The organism is Vibrio sp. R12-SW3-ISO1, from assembly GCF_059834005.1.
The window spans coordinates 159,468-179,288 of sequence record NZ_JCBDGK010000040.1 but is presented as its reverse complement, the minus strand read 5'-3'; the positions used below and the strand labels follow the sequence as shown (position 1 = coordinate 179,288).

Below are 19,821 nucleotides of genomic sequence, written 5' to 3'. Positions count from 1 at the left end.
AATATTGCCTTTTAAATGAAATAATGCTTGCAAGCCTTGTTTTTGGCAGATAAGTTACTGGGAACAAAGTGACGAGAGATTGAACATTTTTGCATCACTGTCTTTGATGCTGTGTTCAGGCCAAGAAAATAGGAAGAAGTAAGCGATGTTTCAAACTGATGATGTACGAATTAACCAAGTAAAAGAGTTATTACCCCCTGTTGCTGTTTTAGAGAAGTTTCCGGCGACTGAGTCAGCTTCTTCAACCACGTTTCGTTCGCGTGAAGCGATTTCTGATATTTTAAAAGGCGATGATGACCGTTTGTTGGTCATCATCGGGCCTTGTTCTATTCATGATCCTGAAGCGGCGCTGGAATATGGTCAGCGTCTTAAAGTTCTGCGTGATGAGTTGGGCGATCGCCTTGAAGTTGTGATGCGCGTTTATTTTGAGAAGCCGCGTACCACCGTTGGCTGGAAAGGCTTGATCAACGACCCGTACTTAAATGACTCATTTGCGATCAATGATGGTTTGCGTATGGGGCGTAAATTACTGTTGGATTTGACCGACATGGGTATGCCAACCGCAAGCGAATTTTTAGACATGATCACCCCGCAGTATGTGGCGGATTTGATCAGCTGGGGCGCGATTGGTGCACGTACGACAGAGTCACAAGTGCACCGTGAACTCGCCTCGGGTCTCTCTTGCCCGGTTGGATTTAAGAACGGCACGGATGGCAACATCAAGATCGCGTCCGATGCAATTCGAAGCGCTGGCGCATCGCACCACTTCCTTTCGGTGACCAAATTTGGCCATTCAGCCATTGTCGAGACAGCAGGCAACCCAGATTGCCACATTATTTTGCGTGGTGGTAAAGAGCCAAACTACAGCGCAGATCACGTCGGCACCATCAAAGCGGAGCTGGAAGCCTCAGGGTTGCCACAAAAAGTGATGATCGACTTTAGCCATGCGAACAGTTCAAAGCAGTACCAAAACCAGATGGTTGTGGCAGAGGACGTGGCAGGACAAATTGCAGGCGGTGAAGACGCAGTATTTGGTGTGATGATTGAGTCTCACCTTGTGGAAGGTCGCCAAGATTTGGTGGCGGGCTGTGAGCTGACGTACGGTCAATCCATTACCGATGCGTGTATTGGTTGGGATGATACCGAGAAGGTTCTGCGCCAACTCGCTCAAGCGGTCGAAACGCGTCGTAACAACCGTTAATTCTCACCTTCTTGACCTCTTTCCAAGAAAAACGGGCTCCGCGGAGCCCGTTTGCTTTTCTATTGCACTCGCTAATGTGCGTTAGCGGCTAATGTTCTCGTTCACTTTTTACTCGCGCTTGGTGCCGACAAAGGCAACAACGACCTTGTCGTCTCCTAAGGTACGAGAGAATACGTACTCTTGGTTGTTGTCAATCACACGGTGGACTCCGCCGCCAATCGCTGGGTGATTCTGACGAAATTGACCCACACGCTGCCAGTGCGCAAGAAGCGCCTGGCGCTCTTTATCCAGTGTCCAAAGCATGTCTGAGCGTGTCCCTTGATGGAAGTCATCGGCATAAGGGCCTATTTCACGTCCCACTTCATCGCCGTAATAGACTTGGACTGCTCCCGGGCTGAGCAGCAGCGCGTTGGCCGCACTACGCTGCACATCAAGCGAGTTGAAGCGGCTGAAAAACAGTTCGGTATCGTGTGATGACATGTAGCTTACCGGGGTAAAGTCCGGCGTTTCTTGCATGGAATCTGCGTAGTTTTGATAGGTGCTTTGCATCTTGCTAAAACACGCTGCGCCCTTATCCATTTTCTTTTGTAGATCAAAGTTGATTAGGGCATCAAAGCCTTGGTCGGCATAGGGAGAGCGGTAAGCCGAGTGCCCCCAGACTTCGCCCATCATCCAAAACGGCTCGCCCGATTGACCATTGGCTTCACGCCACTGCTCTAAGCTTGTACTGGCTTGTTCTTTGAGTCGTTGCCATACTTCTCCCTCGACGTGTTTGACGGTATCAACACGAAAACCATCAATACCAAAACGTTTAACCCAGTCACTCTGCCATTCAATCAGATAATCCGAGACGCGATAATTATCGCGGCGTTGAACGCGTGTGCCCGGGTTGTCCAATAGCCATTGCGGCGGTGTCACAAATTGTTGTGATTCAGTACGGAAATCAGGTAACCCAGCCAGTGTCATTTCGATGTCGCTGGAGCCCGGTGCAGGGTAGCCAGGTAGGCCCGCTCTGACCCAATCGCCACCCCACCAAGATTGCCATTGTGGGCTGTTGTAATCGATGGCTTGGTGGAAACTGTGCCAATTCTCATCACCGTTTGGCTGCCAATCTTGCCAAGTGGTCGGCATTTTATCTGCATTGACAACGTCGATGTTGTCGGTTTGTAGATCGGCTAAGGTGGCGTACCCCGAATGGTTGATCACGGCATCGAGGAAAATCTTCATACCGCGTTTGTGGGCTTCGGCGACTAACGTTTTCAGATCGTCCTCTTGCCCAAAGTTGGCGTCAATTTTCGTGAAATCACGAGTCCAGTAGCCGTGATAGCTGTAAAACGGGAAGCTGCCCTTTTCGCCGCCCCCCACAAAGCCATGCACCTGTTCTACTATGGGCGATAGCCAAATCACATCCGTTCCTAAGCTTTGAATGTAATCGAGTTTTTCTATCACCCCTTTAAGATCGCCGCCGTGGAAGGTGCCCACTTCATCTTTGCCATCCTTGCGACGACCGTAGCTGGCATCATTACTGGTATCGCCGTTGTGGAACCTGTCCACCATAGCGAAATAAATGTTGGCGTTACGATAGGTAAAGTCGCGCTCTACGGGCTCTGTGAGTACTGGCTCAAGGAGTAGGACGCCACCACTGTTTTCACTCGGTTCGAGTGAGACTTGACTGTCGCGTACGGTGACGATTTGACCGCTTAAGGCCTCTTTTAGCTCGGTACCATCGGGGAAGGTGTCACCTAAGTTTAGCGTGACGGGGCCACCCACGTATTGACGACAATTCACATCCGGCAGCGGCCGTTTGAATGTCGTGGTGGTGTTTTTCTTCGCTTCGCGGGCGATCACCAATGTATTTGCTTCGGCATCGTATTCGAAGGAGTAATCGCCGCTAAAGCGGATGTTGACGGGCAGAGTCGTTGACGTTTGACAGTTCAGGGCAATCGGCTGCCTAAACTTGACCTGCTCGAGGTTTGTGGTGGGGCAGTCACCACCGGTAGCGGAAATGTGTAGCGTATACTCTTGCTTGGGCAGCGGTAAGACCAAGGGCGTATTGCTATTGAGAGGAAAATCTCGGCTGGTGGTTGTGGTTGAGAGAGTGAGAGTGGGTGACGCGAATGCAGTCGCACTCAACAGCCCACCAATCACTATGCAGTGTGGTTGATATCGTTTCACGTTCTGTCCTTGTTGTTTTTTTAGACAGGATACTGTGAACGAAGCGGCGCCACATCCTACCCCCGATCTACGCCCTAAATTTTGCTCTTAGTCACAGTTCTTTCGGGCTGTGACGATGAAGAAATTGCAGCATCGACGCCTGGTCAAGATAGCCATCGGATTTTTTATGGGCGCGTAAATATTGGTATGCCGCGATCACCTTGCGATGTTGCTCGATGGGCTCTGGTGTTTGGCCCATGACGGTCTCATACGCCATGCTGTAAGCGGGCATATCGACCACTTCCGCCTGCCTGTACAGATAGCCACACCCTGTGGCTAACCACTCCAGTGAGCAGTTGGCCTTCATCGCGATCTGATTCGCTTTGGCCAAGCTAGGTTCGCTGCCTTTGAGATATTTGCGAATCAGGGCTTCGGAGAGCTCGACCCGACGCGCAAAACCAGAAATGGACTCTTCACCGATGAGGGCTTGAAGACGCAGTGCAAAACTCATTTTCGTACTCCAGTTCGAAATTCTGCACAGTATACGTTGTAGGTTGAAACAAACAAGAATAGGGTAGAAGCGTTCTTTTTTAGGAGGTAAAAGATGGTGTCTAAAGTAACAATTGCGCCGCAGGGCCCCGAATTTTCACAGATGATTCAAGGCTACTGGCGTTTAGCAGAATGGGGTATGACGCCGCAAGAGCGTTTGACGTTCCTTAAGCAGCACATTGAGCTAGGCGTAACCACGGTAGACCATGCTGACATTTACGGTGGCTACGAGTGTGAGCAGCTGTTTGGTGAAGCGTTGAAGCTGGATCCTTGTGTACGTGACCAAATTGAGATTGTCACTAAGTGCGATATCAACTTGTGCGTGGATAAGTTCCCGCAGCGTAAAGTGAACCACTACGACACCAGCGCGGCTCACATTTACCAATCGGTGAATAATTCACTGGAGCGTTTGGCAGTGGAGCAGATTGATGTATTGCTGCTCCATCGTCCAGATGCCTTGATGGACGCAGACGAAGTGGCAGAGGCTTTTACCGAGCTACGCAAAGTAGGTAAAGTGAAGCACTTTGGTGTATCGAACTTTTCTCCTCGTCAGTTCGAACTGCTGCAATCGCGCGTTTCTCAGCCTTTGGTGACCAATCAGGTGGAAATTAACCCACTCAATTTTGATGTTGTCCATGACGGCACCCTAGATCAAATGCAAATGCTTCGCACGCTACCGATGGCGTGGTCTTGTCTTGGTGGAGGCAGCATTTTCAGTGGGGACACAGAGCAAGCTGCTCGCGTACGTGATGAACTGGAAGCGATCCGCGCTGAAATCGGCGCAAGCAGCATCGATCAAGTGATCTACGCCTGGGTACGTCGTCTACCGTCGAATCCGCTGCCTATTATCGGTTCAGGCAAAATTGAGCGAGTGAAATCGGCCGTCGAGTCGCTTCCGTTCGAGCTCACTCGTGAGCAGTGGTATCGTGTTTGGGTTGCATCGAAAGGGCACGGTGTACCATAGAAATCGCAAAAGAATAACAATAATGAGAAGGGAGTCAGCATTTGCTGGCTCTTTTTGTTTTATCGTCTCCTATACTGAAAGTGCCTCATGTCATTGTTGAGACTGTGGCGAAAAAGCTCAATCTTTGCTTACTCTCGCTGTGAGTTTGAGTGATGATGTTAGATGTGCATGTTTTTTGCTTCTCTAAAATTACAACTCTAATAATAAATTCTCGTTTCAGTCAGTTCGCTCTAGTGCAATATCCGTATCCACTCAAAGAGGTGGGACGCTACTACACAAAGGGAAATGTTATGGACGTAGAAGTCATTCGCCAGCCAAGTCGTGTCAAAGAAGTGAATGGTGATGTCGTGATCGCCTCGCCCAACGGGGAGGCGCGCAAAGCGCAAGTCGGTGAGAATATCAACATCGGTGAGGTGATCATCACCGCTCAAGGTGGGACGCTCGTTCTCGAAGACGTATCAGAAACACTGTTTATTGATGAAAATTGCGTCAGCTGCATAGAACCAGGTGACGGATTTGGTTGGGCAACCGCGCCAGTCAGCGGCGACATTCAGGTTGATGATGCGCTACTTGGTGAAGGGGCACTGAGCGGTGATGAATTGGCGGCCATTCAAGAGGCTATTCTTGCGGGCGCTGACCCGACGGCGATTTTAGAAGCCACGGCAGCGGGTGCAGGGACGAGTGGCTCAGCCAACGGCGGCTTCATTACTATCGCGTACAATAATCCCGAAGTACTGGCGAGCACCTTTTTCGAAACCGCGGGTTTCAATGCTCAGACCCAGTCTGAAACGCAAGATACTGGACGCCGCTTTCAATTTTCTCAAGGTGGCGAGAGCGTAGCAGCCACCCTGTCTGAAGGTTCGTTATCTCTCGGGACCTATCCTGCCACTATTGTCAGCAGCACTCTCATTGCTGCCGGGGATCTTACTCTCGATCCCGAGTCTTTTGTTCCTGAGACCTCGTCCATAGCCGCGCTGCTCACAGAACTCAATAGTGATATCACTTCGAATGGCGGGGATGTCCTGTTTTCCTATAATGACTCGCAAAATGCAATTATTGGTGTCAATGTGCAAGGGGAAGTATTACGCATTGACATTAACGCAGCCAATATTGGTCGAGACATCAATCTGGAGATCACCACAACGCTGAGTCAACCGATCGATCATCTTCCGTCAGTGGCGGGAGGATTGGTGGCGTTTAATGATGACCAAATCACGATCAACATTGAGATTCAGGGAGCGGATACTTTAGGTAACCTATTACGCTCACCCGTCAGTGTGAGCACGGCGATCAGTGACGGTGAGGCGCCGACACTGTCTCCTATCGACGGTAAAACGGCACTAGAATCAAGTTTGGCGACGGGAACGGAGGCAGGCAGTGTTAGCCCGATTGTAACGGGAACGATAGCCGGTCAGCTTGGGAGTGATCAAGTGGTGGATGTTCGCCTGGACGTCGAGGCATTCAACCAGAGTCAGCAGACCAATGGTCTCACCTCTGCAGGGCAAATCGTGACTCTTGAGGCTAACCCGTCGCAACCGGGTGAGTATGTTGGATTTGTCATACAAGGTGAGGAGCGAGTCGATGTCTTTTCTCTCATCATTGAGAGCGTCAGCAACCTGAGTTCTGGCGGCTTTGAAGTCGCGTATCAATTCGAACTGCTTGCGCCGCTTGACCATTCAGAGCAGGGCAAAGACGACGTTTTAGTTTCATTGCCTGTATTCGCGATTGATGCCGATAACGATACTACCGCCAATAGCAACTTAGTCATTGCCGTCGTGGATGATGTTCCTTTGGTATCTGATGCGAAGATTGTGGTGACCGAACCGGATGTTCAATATGGCAACGAATCTCAGTCTATCACACTCATCAGTGCGTCGGGCGCCGAGCAAGGCGTGGTAACGCAATTCACCTTTGATGGCGGCGACCCGATTCCGTTAGTCGACGGTCAAAGTGAATACTTGGTCACCGACGGTAAAGTGATTGTGTCTGCCGATGGCACGCTCTCGTTTGCGCCAGATAGAAACATCGATCACTCAGCCAGTGACGTGGTGAGCCACACCTTAGTGGCGACCATTGAAGATGGCGATGGTGATGTGTTGACCAGCACGGTCACTATCGATATTCGCGATGGGAATGACCCCGTCATCACTCAAATCGAGACGGCGCAAGTCTCAGAATCTGGGTTAACGGGCGGCACCGAAGACGGCCAAGCTGCCGTGCAAGACAGCGGCACCATCACTATCGATGTCGGCAGTGATGACATTACCGCGCTGACACTCGATATCACGCGCTTTACCGAGCAATCGACATTGAAAGCGCAAGGGCAAACCGTGCGCTTGATAGAAGACTCTGATGTGCCCGGTCAATACCTAGGAGTGATTACCGTTGACGGGCAAGATGTGCCTGTTTTTGAGGTCGCGCTCGATCAAGCCACCCTTAAAGATTACACCTTTACCTTGCTCAGACCGCTCGATCACAGCGGTGATAATGATGAGAGCTTGGTGATTAATTTGCCGGTGGTCGCGGTGGACAGTGATGGTGATGAATCAGCATCGGTGAATCTCGCGATCACAGTGAATGACGACATTCAGACGGTGGTAGATGGCGAGATAAAGGTCACCGAGCCCGATACGCAGTACGATAACGAATCACAGCCCATTACGCTCATCAGTGCGTCGGGCGCGGAGCAAGGCGTGGTGACGCAATTCACCTTTGATGGCGGCGACCCGATTCCGTTAGTCGACGGTCAAAGTGAGTATGTCGTTACCGACGGCAAAGTGATCGTCTCTGCCGATGGCACACTCTCTTTTGCCCCTGATAGAAACATCGATCACTCAGCCAGTGACGTGGTGAGCCACACCTTAGTGGCGACCATTGAAGATGGTGATGGTGACGTGTTGACGAGTACGGTTACTATCGATATTACCGATGGTAATGACCCCGTCATCACTCAAATCGAGACGGCGCAAGTCTCAGAATCTGAGTTAACGGGCGGCACCGAAGACGGCCAAGCTGCGGTGCAAGATAGCGGCAAAATCACTATCGATGTCGGCAGTGATGACATTACCGCGCTGATACTCGATATTACGGGCTTTACCGAGCAATCGACATTGAAAGCGCAAGGGCAAACCGTGCGCTTGATAGAAGACTCTGAAGTGCCCGGTCAATACCTGGGAGTGATTACCGTTGACGGGCAAGATGTGCCTGTTTTTGAGGTCGCGCTCGATCAAGCCACCCTTAAAGATTACACCTTTACCTTGCTCAGACCGCTCGATCACAGCGGTGATAATGATGAGAGCTTGGTGATTAACTTGCCGGTGGTCGCGGTGGACAGCGATGGTGATGAATCAGCATCGGTGAATCTCGCGATCACAGTGAATGACGACATTCAGACGGTGGTAGATGGCGAGATAGAGGTCACCGAGCCTGATACGCAGTACGATAACGAATCACAGCCGATTACGCTCATCAGTGCGTCGGGCGCCGAGCAAGGCGTGGTGACGCAATTCACCTTTGATGGCGGCGACCCGATTCCGTTAGTCGACGGTCAAAGTGAGTATGTCGTTACCGATGGCAAAGTGATCGTCTCTGTCGATGGCACGCTCTCGTTTGCGCCAGATAGAAACATCGATCACTCAGCCAGTGACGTGGTGAGCCACACCTTAGTGGCGACCATTGAAGATGGCGATGGTGACGTGTTGACCAGCACGGTCACTATCGATATTCGCGATGGGAATGACCCCGTCATCACTCAAATCGAGACGGCGCAAGTGTCAGAATCCGGTTTAACGGGCGGCACCGAAGACGGCCAAGCTGCTGTGCAAGACAGTGGCACCATCACTATCGATGTCGGCAGTGATGACATTGCCGCGCTGACACTCGATATCACGCGCTTTACCGAGCAATCGACATTGAAAGCGCAAGGGCAAACGGTGCGCTTGATAGAAGACTTTGATGTACCCGGTCAATACCTGGGAGTGATTACCGTTGACGGGCAAGATGTGCCTGTTTTTGAGGTCGCGCTCGATCAAGCCACCCTTAAAGATTACACCTTTACCTTGCTCAGACCGCTCGATCACAGCGGTGATAATGATGAGAGCTTGGTGATTAACTTGCCGGTGGTCGCGGTGGACAGCGATGGTGATGAATCAGCATCGGTGAATCTCGCTATCACAGTGAATGACGACATTCAGACGGTGGTAGATGGCGAGATAAAGGTCACCGAGCCCGATACGCAGTACGATAACGAATCTCAGCCGATTACGCTCATCAGCGCGTCGGGCGCCGAGCAAGGCGTGGTAACGCAATTCACCTTTGATGGCGGTGACCCGATTCCGTTAGTCGACGGTCAAAGTGAATACTTGGTCACCGATGGCAAAGTGATTGTGTCTGCCGATGGCACACTCTCGTTTGCGCCAGACAGAAACATCGATCACTCAGCCAGTGACGTGGTGAGCCACACCTTAGTGGCGACCATTGAAGATGGCGATGGTGACGTGTTGACCAGCACGGTTACTATCGATATTACCGATGGTAATGACCCCGTCATCACTCAAATCGAGACGGCGCAAGTGTCAGAATCTGGGTTAACGGGCGGCACCGAAGACGGTCAAGCTTCCGTGCAAGACAGTGGCACCATCACCATCGATGTCGGCAGTGATGACATTACCGCGCTGACACTCGATATTACGGGCTTTACCGAGCAATCGACATTGGAAGCGCAAGGGCAAACGGTGCGCTTGATAGAAGACTCTGATGTGCCCGGTCAATACCAGGGGGTGATTACCGTTGACGGGCAAGATGTGCCTGTTTTTGAGGTCGCGCTCGATCAAGCCACCCTTAAAGATTACACCTTTACCTTGCTCAGACCGCTCGAGCACAGCGGTAATAATGATGAGAGCTTGGTGATTAACTTGCCGGTGGTCGCGGTGGACAGCGATGGTGATGACTCGGCGTCGGTGAATCTCGCTATCACAGTGAATGACGACATTCAGACGGTGGTGGATGGCGTGATAGAGGTCACCGAGCCCGACACGAAGTACGATAACGAATCACAGCCGATTACGCTCATCAGTGCGTCGGGCGCTGAACAAGGCGTGGTGACGCAGTTCACCTTTGATGGCGGCGACCCGATTACGTTAGTCGACGGTCAAAGTGAATACTTGGTCACCGACGGTAAAGTGATTGTGTCTGCCGATGGCACACTCTCGTTTGCGCCAGATAGAAACATCGATCATCACTCAGCCAGTGACGTGGTGAGCCACACCTTAGTGGCGACCATTGAAGATGGCGATGGTGACGTGTTGACCAGCACGGTGGCTATCGATATTAAAGATGGTAATGACCCCATCATCACTCAAATCGAGACGGCGCAAGTGTCAGAATCCGGTTTAACGGGCGGCACCGAAGACGGCCAAGCTGCCGTGCAAGACAGTGGCACTATCAGCATCGATGTCGGCAGTGATGACATTGCCGCGCTGACACTCGATATCACGCGCTTTACCGAGCAATCGACATTGAAAGCGCAAGGGCAAACCGTGCGCTTGATAGAAGACTCTCATGTGCCCGGTCAATACCTAGGAGTGATTACCGTTGACGGGCAAGATGTGCCTGTTTTTGCGGTCGCGCTCGATCAAGCCACCCTTAAAGATTACACCTTTACCTTGCTCAGACCGCTCGATCACAGCGGTGATAATGATGAGAGCTTGGTGATTAACTTGCCGGTGGTCGCGGTGGACAGCGACGGCGATGACTCGGTGTCGGTGAATCTCGCGATCACAGTGAATGACGACATTCAGACGGTGGTGGATGGCGAGATAGCCGTTACTGAGCCCGATACGCAGTACGATAACGAATCACAGCCGATTACGCTCATCAGTGCGTCGGGCGCCGAGCAAGGCGTGGTGACGCAATTCACCTTTGATGGCGGCGACCCGATTCCGTTAGTCGACGGTCAAAGTGAGTATGTCGTTACCGATGGCAAAGTGATCGTCTCTGCCGATGGCACGCTCTCGTTTGCGCCAGATAGAAACATCGATCACTCAGCCAGTGACGTGGTGAGCCACACCTTAGTGGCGACCATTGAAGATGGCGATGGTGACGTGTTGACCAGCACGGTCACTATCGATATTACCGATGGTAATGACCCCATCATCACTCAAATCGAGACGGCGCAAGTCTCAGAATCTGGTTTAACGGGCGGCACGCAAGCAGGCCAAGCTTCTGTGCAAGATAGCGGCAAAATCACCATCGATGTCGGCAGTGATGACATTGCCGCGCTGACACTCGATATCACGCGCTTTACCGAGCAATCGACATTGAAAGCGCAAGGGCAAACCGTGCGCTTGATAGAAGACTCTGATGTGCCCGGTCAGTACTTGGGAGTGATTACCGTTGACGGGCAAGATGTGCCTGTTTTTGAGGTCGCGCTCGATCAAACCACCCTTAAAGATTACACCTTTACCTTGCTCCGACCGCTCGATCACAGCGGTGATAATGATGAGAGCTTGGTGATTAACTTGCCGGTGGTCGCGGTGGACAGCGATGGTGATGAATCAGCATCGGTGAATCTCGCGATCACCGTCAATGACGACATTCAGACGGTGGTGGATGGCGAGATAAAGGTCACCGAGCCTGATACGCAGTACGATAACGAATCACAGCCGATTACGCTCATCAGTGCGTCGGGCGCCGAGCAAGGCGTGGTAACACAATTCACCTTTGATGGCGGTGACCCGATCACGTTAGTGGACGGTCAAAGTGAGTATGCCGTTACCGACGGCAAAGTGATCGTCTCTGCCGATGGCACACTCTCGTTTGCGCCAGATAGAAACATCGATCACTCAGCCAGTGACGTGGTGAGCCACACCTTAGTGGCGACCATTGAAGATGGCGATGGTGACGTGTTGACCAGCACGGTCACTATCGACATAGAAGATGGCAACCTTCCTGTGATCACTCAAGTATCTGGTGGCAGTGTCTTTGAAGCGGGACTTTCCAGCGGTTCTGGAGGAGAGAATACGAATCTCGACGTCAGAGGTACCGTTACCATGACGACAGGCAGTGATGATATTGCCAAGCTGGCGTTTGATTTGGAGCAGTTCAATGATCTCAATAACGAAGGTATCTACGCCTCCGGTCAACGTATTAGGGTCGAAGAAAAGTCTGCTGAGCCAAGCAGTTATGTAGGCTATATCGAACTTGATGGTGAAAAACTACCCATATTTGAGCTGGATTTAGGTCAGCCGTCGCTGAGTGACTATCACTTCACCTTACTGGCTAATATCGATCACACCGTGCAAGGTCTTGATAGCCAAATCATTGCTTTACCCATTGTCGCGATAGATGCTGATGGCGACGCGTCCTCAAGCGCAGACATTGAAATCAGTGTCACCGATGATATTGCCAGCTTCGACGGGTTAAGTAATACCAGCGAGTGGAATGTCGAAGAAGCCAATATTGAGGGAAGTGGTGCATGGGTCGAAGGGCAACTGGAATATACGCAGGGCGCGGATGGCGTGGTGAGTTTTGCGCTCAGCAATCTCGCTCAGACTCAAACTGGCCTGACTTCGGGCGGTACTCCTGTCGTCATTCAACTGATTGAAGCCGCAGATGGTACGACAAGCTATCAAGGTATCGCCAATCAGCAACCCGTCTTTACTTTAGTTCTTGGTGATGACGGCAGTTATCGCTATCAGCAACTGAGGGCTTTAGACCATGCTGAAGACTCCAATGTTCTGACCATTCCTTTTGATGTGGTAGCTGTGGACGGCGATGGGGATCGCTCTTCTGCATTTCGTCTCGGAATCAATGTTGCAGATGACGCACCCACTTTAAATGGTTGGAGTGGGGGCAATGCCGTCGATGAAGATGACATTCAGTCTATTGGTTCAGATCAAAGTGATTCAAGTCGCGTCTCGGGGCAGTTTGCTGTCGATGACGGTGTGGATGGTGTCACCGAGTATCGATTAATGGACGCGGACGCCATTTTGGCCAGTGTAAGTTCGGGTGAAGACGCTTTAGTCTGGCAAGATGTGATTAACACTGGCTCCACATGGAGCTACACCGCCGTCACAGCAACCAATGCCACCCCGGTTTTCCGAATCATATTTGATACGCAAGATGACAGTTACGTGTTCGAGTTGTTGGGGCCAATTGATCATCCGGTCGCAACCAGTGAAGACGATGTGACACTCTACTTCACTGTAGCAGCGGTAGATTATGATCACGATGCAAGTAACGTACTGACATTGCCGATTGTGATTACTGATGATATTCCAACCTTGGCTGACCAATCCATCACCAAAGTAGAAGGCAGCGGGTTCGGCCGTACGAGCGTCAACTTCTTTGACCAGATAACGGACCAAGGGGCTGATAGTGCTGAACTAACGCGCCTAGAAGGCGGAGTCAGTGGAGATGGCAATCCGATCGTATTTAGAGTCTCATCCAATACCTATGAAAGCGCCATTGAACTCTCGAGTGGGCAACAAACTGTGCGAGTGTTTGAGCAGCTAGGTGGGGATGACGCCCCCAGACAGTTAGGTGTGTTGCGTATTAACAGCGATGGTTCGGTTCAGTTTAAAGCCAACGGTTATTTGGATCATGATGGTGACGACATCACGTTCAGTGTCCATGCCATTGCCACTGATGGCGATGACGATATCGATCAAGCGACGTTAGATGTCACCATCACAGACAGAAACGCCCGCACGATCAATTTAAATGTCACCACCTTTGAAGATGCCGGTCGAGATGCATCTATTGTTTACGCCGCTGGTGATGAGCCCGAGCGCGAGAACATCAATGACAACCAATCAGAGCTTGATAATGCACCGGCAAAATTGAGCGTGCAGGTCAATCTCTATGATGTCGATAATGACGAGTCGATTGGCGCGTTGACCATCATTGGTGGTAATTACGCAGGGATATTCTATTACCAAGACAGTACCGGTGTATTCCACGCCATTAAACAGGATACAGATGGAAAACTGCGTTTAGATGGCAGTGAACTAGTGCAGAGCCAAGCTCAAGATGGCAATAATGTCATTGCCACTATTGATAACCTCTACTTTGTGCCCGATCGTAACTTGGCCACCAATGGCAATATGACTGTGCGGTATTCACTGGATATCCTCAACGGCACCGAAGTGGATCACAGCGTGAATGGCCGAATCCGAATAGACGTTCAGTCGGTTGCAGACATTGCTGTTTGGGATGAAGCAAATAGCATCGATCACTATGAAGTGCTTGAGGATGATAGCAACGTCACACTCACACTACACGCCCAGACCCAAGACACCAGTGCACCAGAGACCATTACCTATGAACTTCGAGCAGTGATGGGAGACTTCGAACTGCTCGATAAAGGCGGTCAGCCGCTGACGGCAAATAGTGAGGGTGTTTACCTTGTATCTTCCAGCGATATCAACTCGATTCAGATTGATCCTGCGGAGCACTTTTCGGGGCAAATTCAACTGAGTGTGGTTGCAATCAGTGAAGAAGAGGTGAATCCATACATCGTCGGTTCTGTCGATAAGTCGACGGCGCGCTCCGAGGCGAAAACCATTACTATCGATGTGGCGCCACATGCCGATACTGGCACACTCAAAGTGAGCCGGATTCGCATCAATGAAGACAACATCGCAGACCCAGACAATACCGATCTGCAAGGCAATCGTGATCCATTGACGTTGGATGACGTGATTGAAATGTTGCCTTCGGCAGACGCAGATGACTCTGAAGTCCTGTTTGTGCGTATCGCCAATATCACCGAGGGTGCGTCGCTGGCTTGGGTCGGTACGGGCGACAGCCCAATTGTGGAGATCAACGTCGATGGCGTAACGTACCAAGAGATCCCATATGCCGTTATTTCGCAGGTTGAAGTCGTGCCCGCTGCGCACAGCAATGAAGATTTCCGCTTTGAAGTGACGGGTGTCGTGAGAGATAGTGCGTCACTGTCTGATGACGCGACGTTGAGTGCTACACACGACGCCTACATCGGGCCTAAAGTGGTCAATGTTGAAGTGAAAGGGGTGGCTGATGTTCCGATACTCAACGATGAATTTGATTCGGGCTGGGTAGCGGTGACCGATAATGGCCAAATGCGTATCGAGACCACCATTGAAGAGAGCCAAAATGCGAGCAATTTTGCACAACTTGATTTTGAAGTGATCTCCGGTGAAAGGGCGCAAGAGCTGACGGATAACTCAGAGACGCTCAGTGTGATTTTGTCGAACATTCCACAAGGGGTGGTAATCGAGGATACGGATGGCAGTGTCATTGACTTAAACTTCGTCGGCTATGTGAATGGTCAACCTAGCTACGAGGCGAACATTACCGGTGCGATCAATGATTCTGGTATCGTTATTCGCCCTGTCGATTCTTCAACCCAAAATATCGATATTACCGCCACCATTGTCGTCACAGAAAACGATGGTCACAGCTTAAGTTTTGATACTGACATTCGCGTCAATGTCGCCCCTGTCATTGATGCCTCAGAGCAATACACCAACCGCTCGGTGGGCAATGAGGATTCAGCTATTAATATCGATTGGCACCCCAAAGGGAGCGACTATATTGATAGCGATGAGCACTTTACGTCGATCACGATCACTGGTATTCCAAGCGGAGCGATGATTAACGTCAACAACTCAGATGTCAGTGTCGATGTGACACAAGACGCCAATGGGGTAAGTACTTTGGTCGTCACGCCTAACGGACTTAGCCATGAGGCGTTCACTCAAGTCGCGTTAGAAGCGGACTTTATTCAACTCACCCCTGCCAAAGATGCCAGTACTAATTTCACGCTTTCGACAAGCGTCGAGATAGAAGAGCGCGATGTCGAATACACCAGTGATGATATTGTCGGTGAAGGCGGTCGTGTCAGCGCGACACTCACAGGCTCAATAGACGTGGTGGTGCGTCCAGTCGTCGAGCCACAAGATGAAAACAATGGCCTGCGTTTATCTAATGAGCAAGGCGTGGTGTTTGAACCTCTCTCTTTGACAGGAGATGGGCAGCTAAACTATGTGCCTATCGTCGCGACGTCGGGTACGATTACGTTTACCACTAATCAAGACAATCCTGAGCTCAATGATGAGGTCATCATCTCGTATCAAGAAACGGATAACTCGTCGGTCGAGTTGGTCTCTCAAGTGGTGCTTGAACTGAGTTATGTACCAGACCCTAATAATCCTCTTAAAGATCTAACGTTACCAGACTCTGTACTGGATCAGTTGCTGGTGACAGGGGCGGCCTATGAAGGCAATGGGCGCTGGGTGATCACTGACGAGAGTAATTTCAGTGTCAAAGCACCAGAAGGACTTAACTTTGGTGATATCGATTTAACCGGTACGAATGAGCTCCAGATGACCCTGCACACCCAAGTGGTCGACCCCGGTGATATTGATGCCAATGGTGAACTCCTGGATCCGAATGAATCATCGACTGGTGCTCAGCGCTCAACCAGCGTTGTTATCGCTTTTGCAAAACAGATTATTCCAGGAGATGAGGTGGCCGCAGAGATCGCCATCACAGAAGAGCAGATTGTGACGGCGCAAGAAGATACGGTTGTCAATCTCGGTCAGCAGATGACCACACTGAGCGTGTTGTCGTTGAGCGGCGCTATCGATGGCTCGCCTGATGAGGTCACCTTGGTGTTTGAACCAAGCGTTGAGATAGGAGGTGTTGTTTATCCGATCACGATTCAAGGGGGCGATGTCGATTTCGTTAACGGTAAGTTTGTTTATCAGACGCAATACAATGACGGCGCTTTGGGTTCTATCGATGGGTTGTCGCTTGTGCTGCCAAACGATTACTCCGGTGATTTTCTATTACCGTTTACGGTGATCAGCAAAGATACCACCAGCGGTGATGAAAACGTCGCGTCTGCCAGTGTGATCGTGCAAGTTGCCCCTGTCGCCGATGTGGAGAGTGGTAACAGCGCCAAACCGAGTTTTTCTATCGATGTTCTAGGTTCACTGGACGACGACATGAGCGCGATTGACGCTGATAACAACGGCCAATCCGATGCTATCGGCTATGAAGACAGTTACATCCAGATTGCCGTCACCCACGCCATTGCTGATCAATTGAACGGTGAGACTGAAGGTGGCCAAGAAACCTTGAATCAAGTGATGTTGACGCTGGCCAATTCTAATGTGGGCGCCTTTTATCAAGTGGTCGATGACGGAACAGGTGGTCAAGTTTATCAATGGGTAGGGACGTCGGTGTCATTTGATCAGCGAGCCATCAATGACGGAGCATTAGATACGTTATTGTTTAAACCAGCGTTAAACTATCCGTCTGCGGATGACAATAATCAGGTGCTCGTGAACATTAGTGGTGAAGTTGTCGATAGCGCGGTCTTCAATCAGTTACCATCAACCGGAGAGGCAACCGATAGCCAAACGTTCACCACGTCGGTGAGCTTTGAGGTCATGCCAGTGGTTGATGACGTGATCGTGTCAGGGCCTGGAAACTCGGCGGACACGATAGAGATTGAAGGTAATGAAGATGAGCTGATAGCGCTTAGCGCATCGGGGCCGATCGATATTGCGCTCACCGACGATGATGGCTCCGAGCAGTTTGTGTCGATCAAGTTGACCGGGGTACCCGAGGGATTTTTGCTGCTTGCCGATGCGGATAGTGATTACAGTGTGAAAAACAACGGTGATGGTGTGTGGAGTGTGCGTTTGCCATCGGCGCAGATGACTCATGTGGATTTGAGTGGAATATCACTTCAAGCGCCGAAAGACTTCAGTGGTACGGTGGAGTTCAACCTAACGGTATTTACTCAAGAGTCACTGCTTGGTGTGCCAACGGAAGTGACAGCGCCGCTACCTAAATTCGTCGTTACCGTGAATCCGATAGGCGATGACGTCGACCTCGACAGCACGGATCGCATCGAAGGCTTGGAAGGAGATAACATCGATATCGAGGTAGATGCGTCAGTGATCGACAATGTGTACAGCGCCTCGAGCGTTTCAGGGGTAAATGAAAATGGTCCAGAAACCCTGCGGGTCACCGTCACAGATGTGCCTGAAGGCGCGAGTATTTACTATCCCGATGGCGTGACGCTAGCGCAGTTCGACGACGCGTCACAGACATGGGTGCTCAATATCAATGCGCAGCATCTAGACAAAATCGTGTTCAATTCAGGTGATCGCAACAGCGATAGCCAAAGTGCGACGGCTATCGATAAGCCGTTGACAGTCAAAGTCCAATCGGTAGACAGCGACGCGCAAGGTGTTGAGGTATTAGGCACTCCGGCTGAGTTTTCGGTGATGCTGCTCATCGATGCAGTCAACGATCAGCCAAGGTTTGTTAATGTTTTGGATGTTGACACCTTAGAAGATACATCGGTGGCGCTCAACACTTTGCAGATTGACGATATCGACAGCACGCTTGATGACCCGGATGCTATGTATCATCTCACTCTCAGCGTGGATAAGGGCTCATTGCTGGTGCTCAGTGATGCAGAACTCGTCTATGGCTTGACCACAGTGCAAGGGAGCGACGGTCAATGGATTTTGGAAGGCAAGTTGGCGAATATCAATGCTGCACTTGCGGCGTCTGTGGTCGTCTATCAGCCAGCGGACAATGCGAACGACTTGAATAGTGGTGGTCCTGTTCTCTTCACTGCCGAAGTGAACGATTTAGGTAATTTTGGCTTAGTCGATGATACCAACGCGTCAACCAGTCAGAGTGCACAAACCTCGTTCGCAATTCGAGTCACTGAAGTGAATGATCAGCCTGTCGCGGCCTCGCTGGATCTAGGCACCATGTCTGAAGAAGGCTCGATAGTCATTAGCGCGCAGTCACTGATTGATGCCAGCTCAGATATTGATGGCGATACGCTGAAATTGGTCAACCTTCAATTGATGGAAGGGGAAGGGAACCTGGTTGCAAGCTCTGACGGTTTATCTTGGACTTTTACCGCAGGTGAAAACTACTCTGGGCCTGTGCGGTTTAGCTACACCATCGAAGACAATGGTCAAACCCAAGGCAATGATGACTTTCTTCAAGATACCGCGGAGCTGCAACTGCATGTTCAAGGCGTGAGTGACATACCGACACTGACAATTGCCCCAGAAAATGAGGCAATCAAACACATCACTGCCAGTCAAAGCGTGAGCAACCAAGGTATTGCGTTGCTCGGTATTGTCGCAGCACTCACCGACAGTAGTGAAGAACTGAGCTTGTTGATTGAGGGAGTACCAGAAGGCGCAGTACTAAGTAGCGACAGCGGTACGGTAGTCAACGAGAGTGGGGATTGGTATGCCAGTGCCGATGCGATTAATTCTCTACAAATACAAAACGTTAGCCTAGGTGAGCATTCCTTGACGTTAACCGCAGTATCGACAGAGATTGAAGAGGGCATTGGGATCGACAGCGCTTTCTCTGAACCCATCGAGTTGTCACTGACGGTGGTAGAGGAGGCCAGTGACATTGATGGCTCTTCACAAACCCGTCCTCAGTGGATCATTGCAGGTGACCAAGATACTCAACTGGTCGGGGGCAGTGGTGATGACATCATTGTCAGTGGTTTAGGTTCTGATATTCTCACCGGTGGTCCGGGAATGGACACCTTTGTGTGGAACAGCATTGAAGATGGCGCGGCAGATACGGTCACGGATCTCAATATCGCAGAAGGCGATAGGATTGATTTGAGGGAACTGCTTCCTGAGCTCAAAGCCAATCAGGTGGATATGGATGTGCTGCTCGGTCATATCAATGCCAGACTGGTCGATGATGATGATATCGAGCTGGAGATCCATCCCGAGGGAGAAAACGGTGCGCGTCAAACTGTGACATTAAAAGATCTTGGTCAGCAAATCAGTTTTGCTGAGATGGACTCATCGCAGATTGTCTCCACCCTAATTGAGCGCAATGTGATCATGCACGATTAGCGTCATTAAGCTAGCCAACCGAAAGATTGGCTAGCTTGACGCTG

The 19,821-nt window shown here is 50.8% G+C and carries 5 protein-coding genes; 3 read left to right on the top strand and 2 right to left on the bottom strand.

Annotated features, from left to right (window positions below):
• Positions 1–145: 145 nt before the first annotated feature.
• Positions 146–1,201 carry a 3-deoxy-7-phosphoheptulonate synthase AroG gene (aroG, locus tag AC6R0R_RS11525; RefSeq protein WP_500626772.1) on the top strand — a complete coding sequence of 352 codons (1,056 nt, stop codon included), beginning with the start codon at positions 146–148 and terminating at the stop codon, positions 1,199–1,201.
• Positions 1,202–1,309: 108 nt separating this feature from the next.
• On the opposite strand, the gene AC6R0R_RS11520 is transcribed toward aroG, so the two are convergent.
• Together AC6R0R_RS11520 and AC6R0R_RS11515 are read right to left on the bottom strand one after the other, a co-directional pair.
• Positions 1,310–3,376 (bottom strand): alpha-amylase, encoded by a 2,067-nt coding sequence (locus AC6R0R_RS11520; RefSeq protein ID WP_500626771.1) that lies wholly within the window; start codon positions 3,374–3,376, stop codon positions 1,310–1,312.
• Between the two features lie 91 nt (positions 3,377–3,467).
• Entirely contained in the window at positions 3,468–3,866 is a 399-nt protein-coding gene (locus AC6R0R_RS11515; RefSeq protein ID WP_500626770.1) for an XRE family transcriptional regulator, read from the bottom strand.
• Between the two features lie 93 nt (positions 3,867–3,959).
• On the opposite strand from AC6R0R_RS11515, the gene AC6R0R_RS11510 reads away from it, so the two are divergent.
• Together AC6R0R_RS11510 and AC6R0R_RS11505 are read left to right on the top strand one after the other, a co-directional pair.
• Positions 3,960–4,868, top strand: a complete 909-nt coding sequence (locus tag AC6R0R_RS11510; RefSeq protein ID WP_500626769.1) for an aldo/keto reductase — start codon at positions 3,960–3,962, stop codon at positions 4,866–4,868.
• Between the two features lie 290 nt (positions 4,869–5,158).
• Complete coding sequence (locus AC6R0R_RS11505) at positions 5,159–19,777, top strand: retention module-containing protein (RefSeq protein WP_500626768.1); 14,619 nt, start codon at positions 5,159–5,161, stop codon at positions 19,775–19,777.
• Positions 19,778–19,821: the final 44 nt, after the last annotated feature.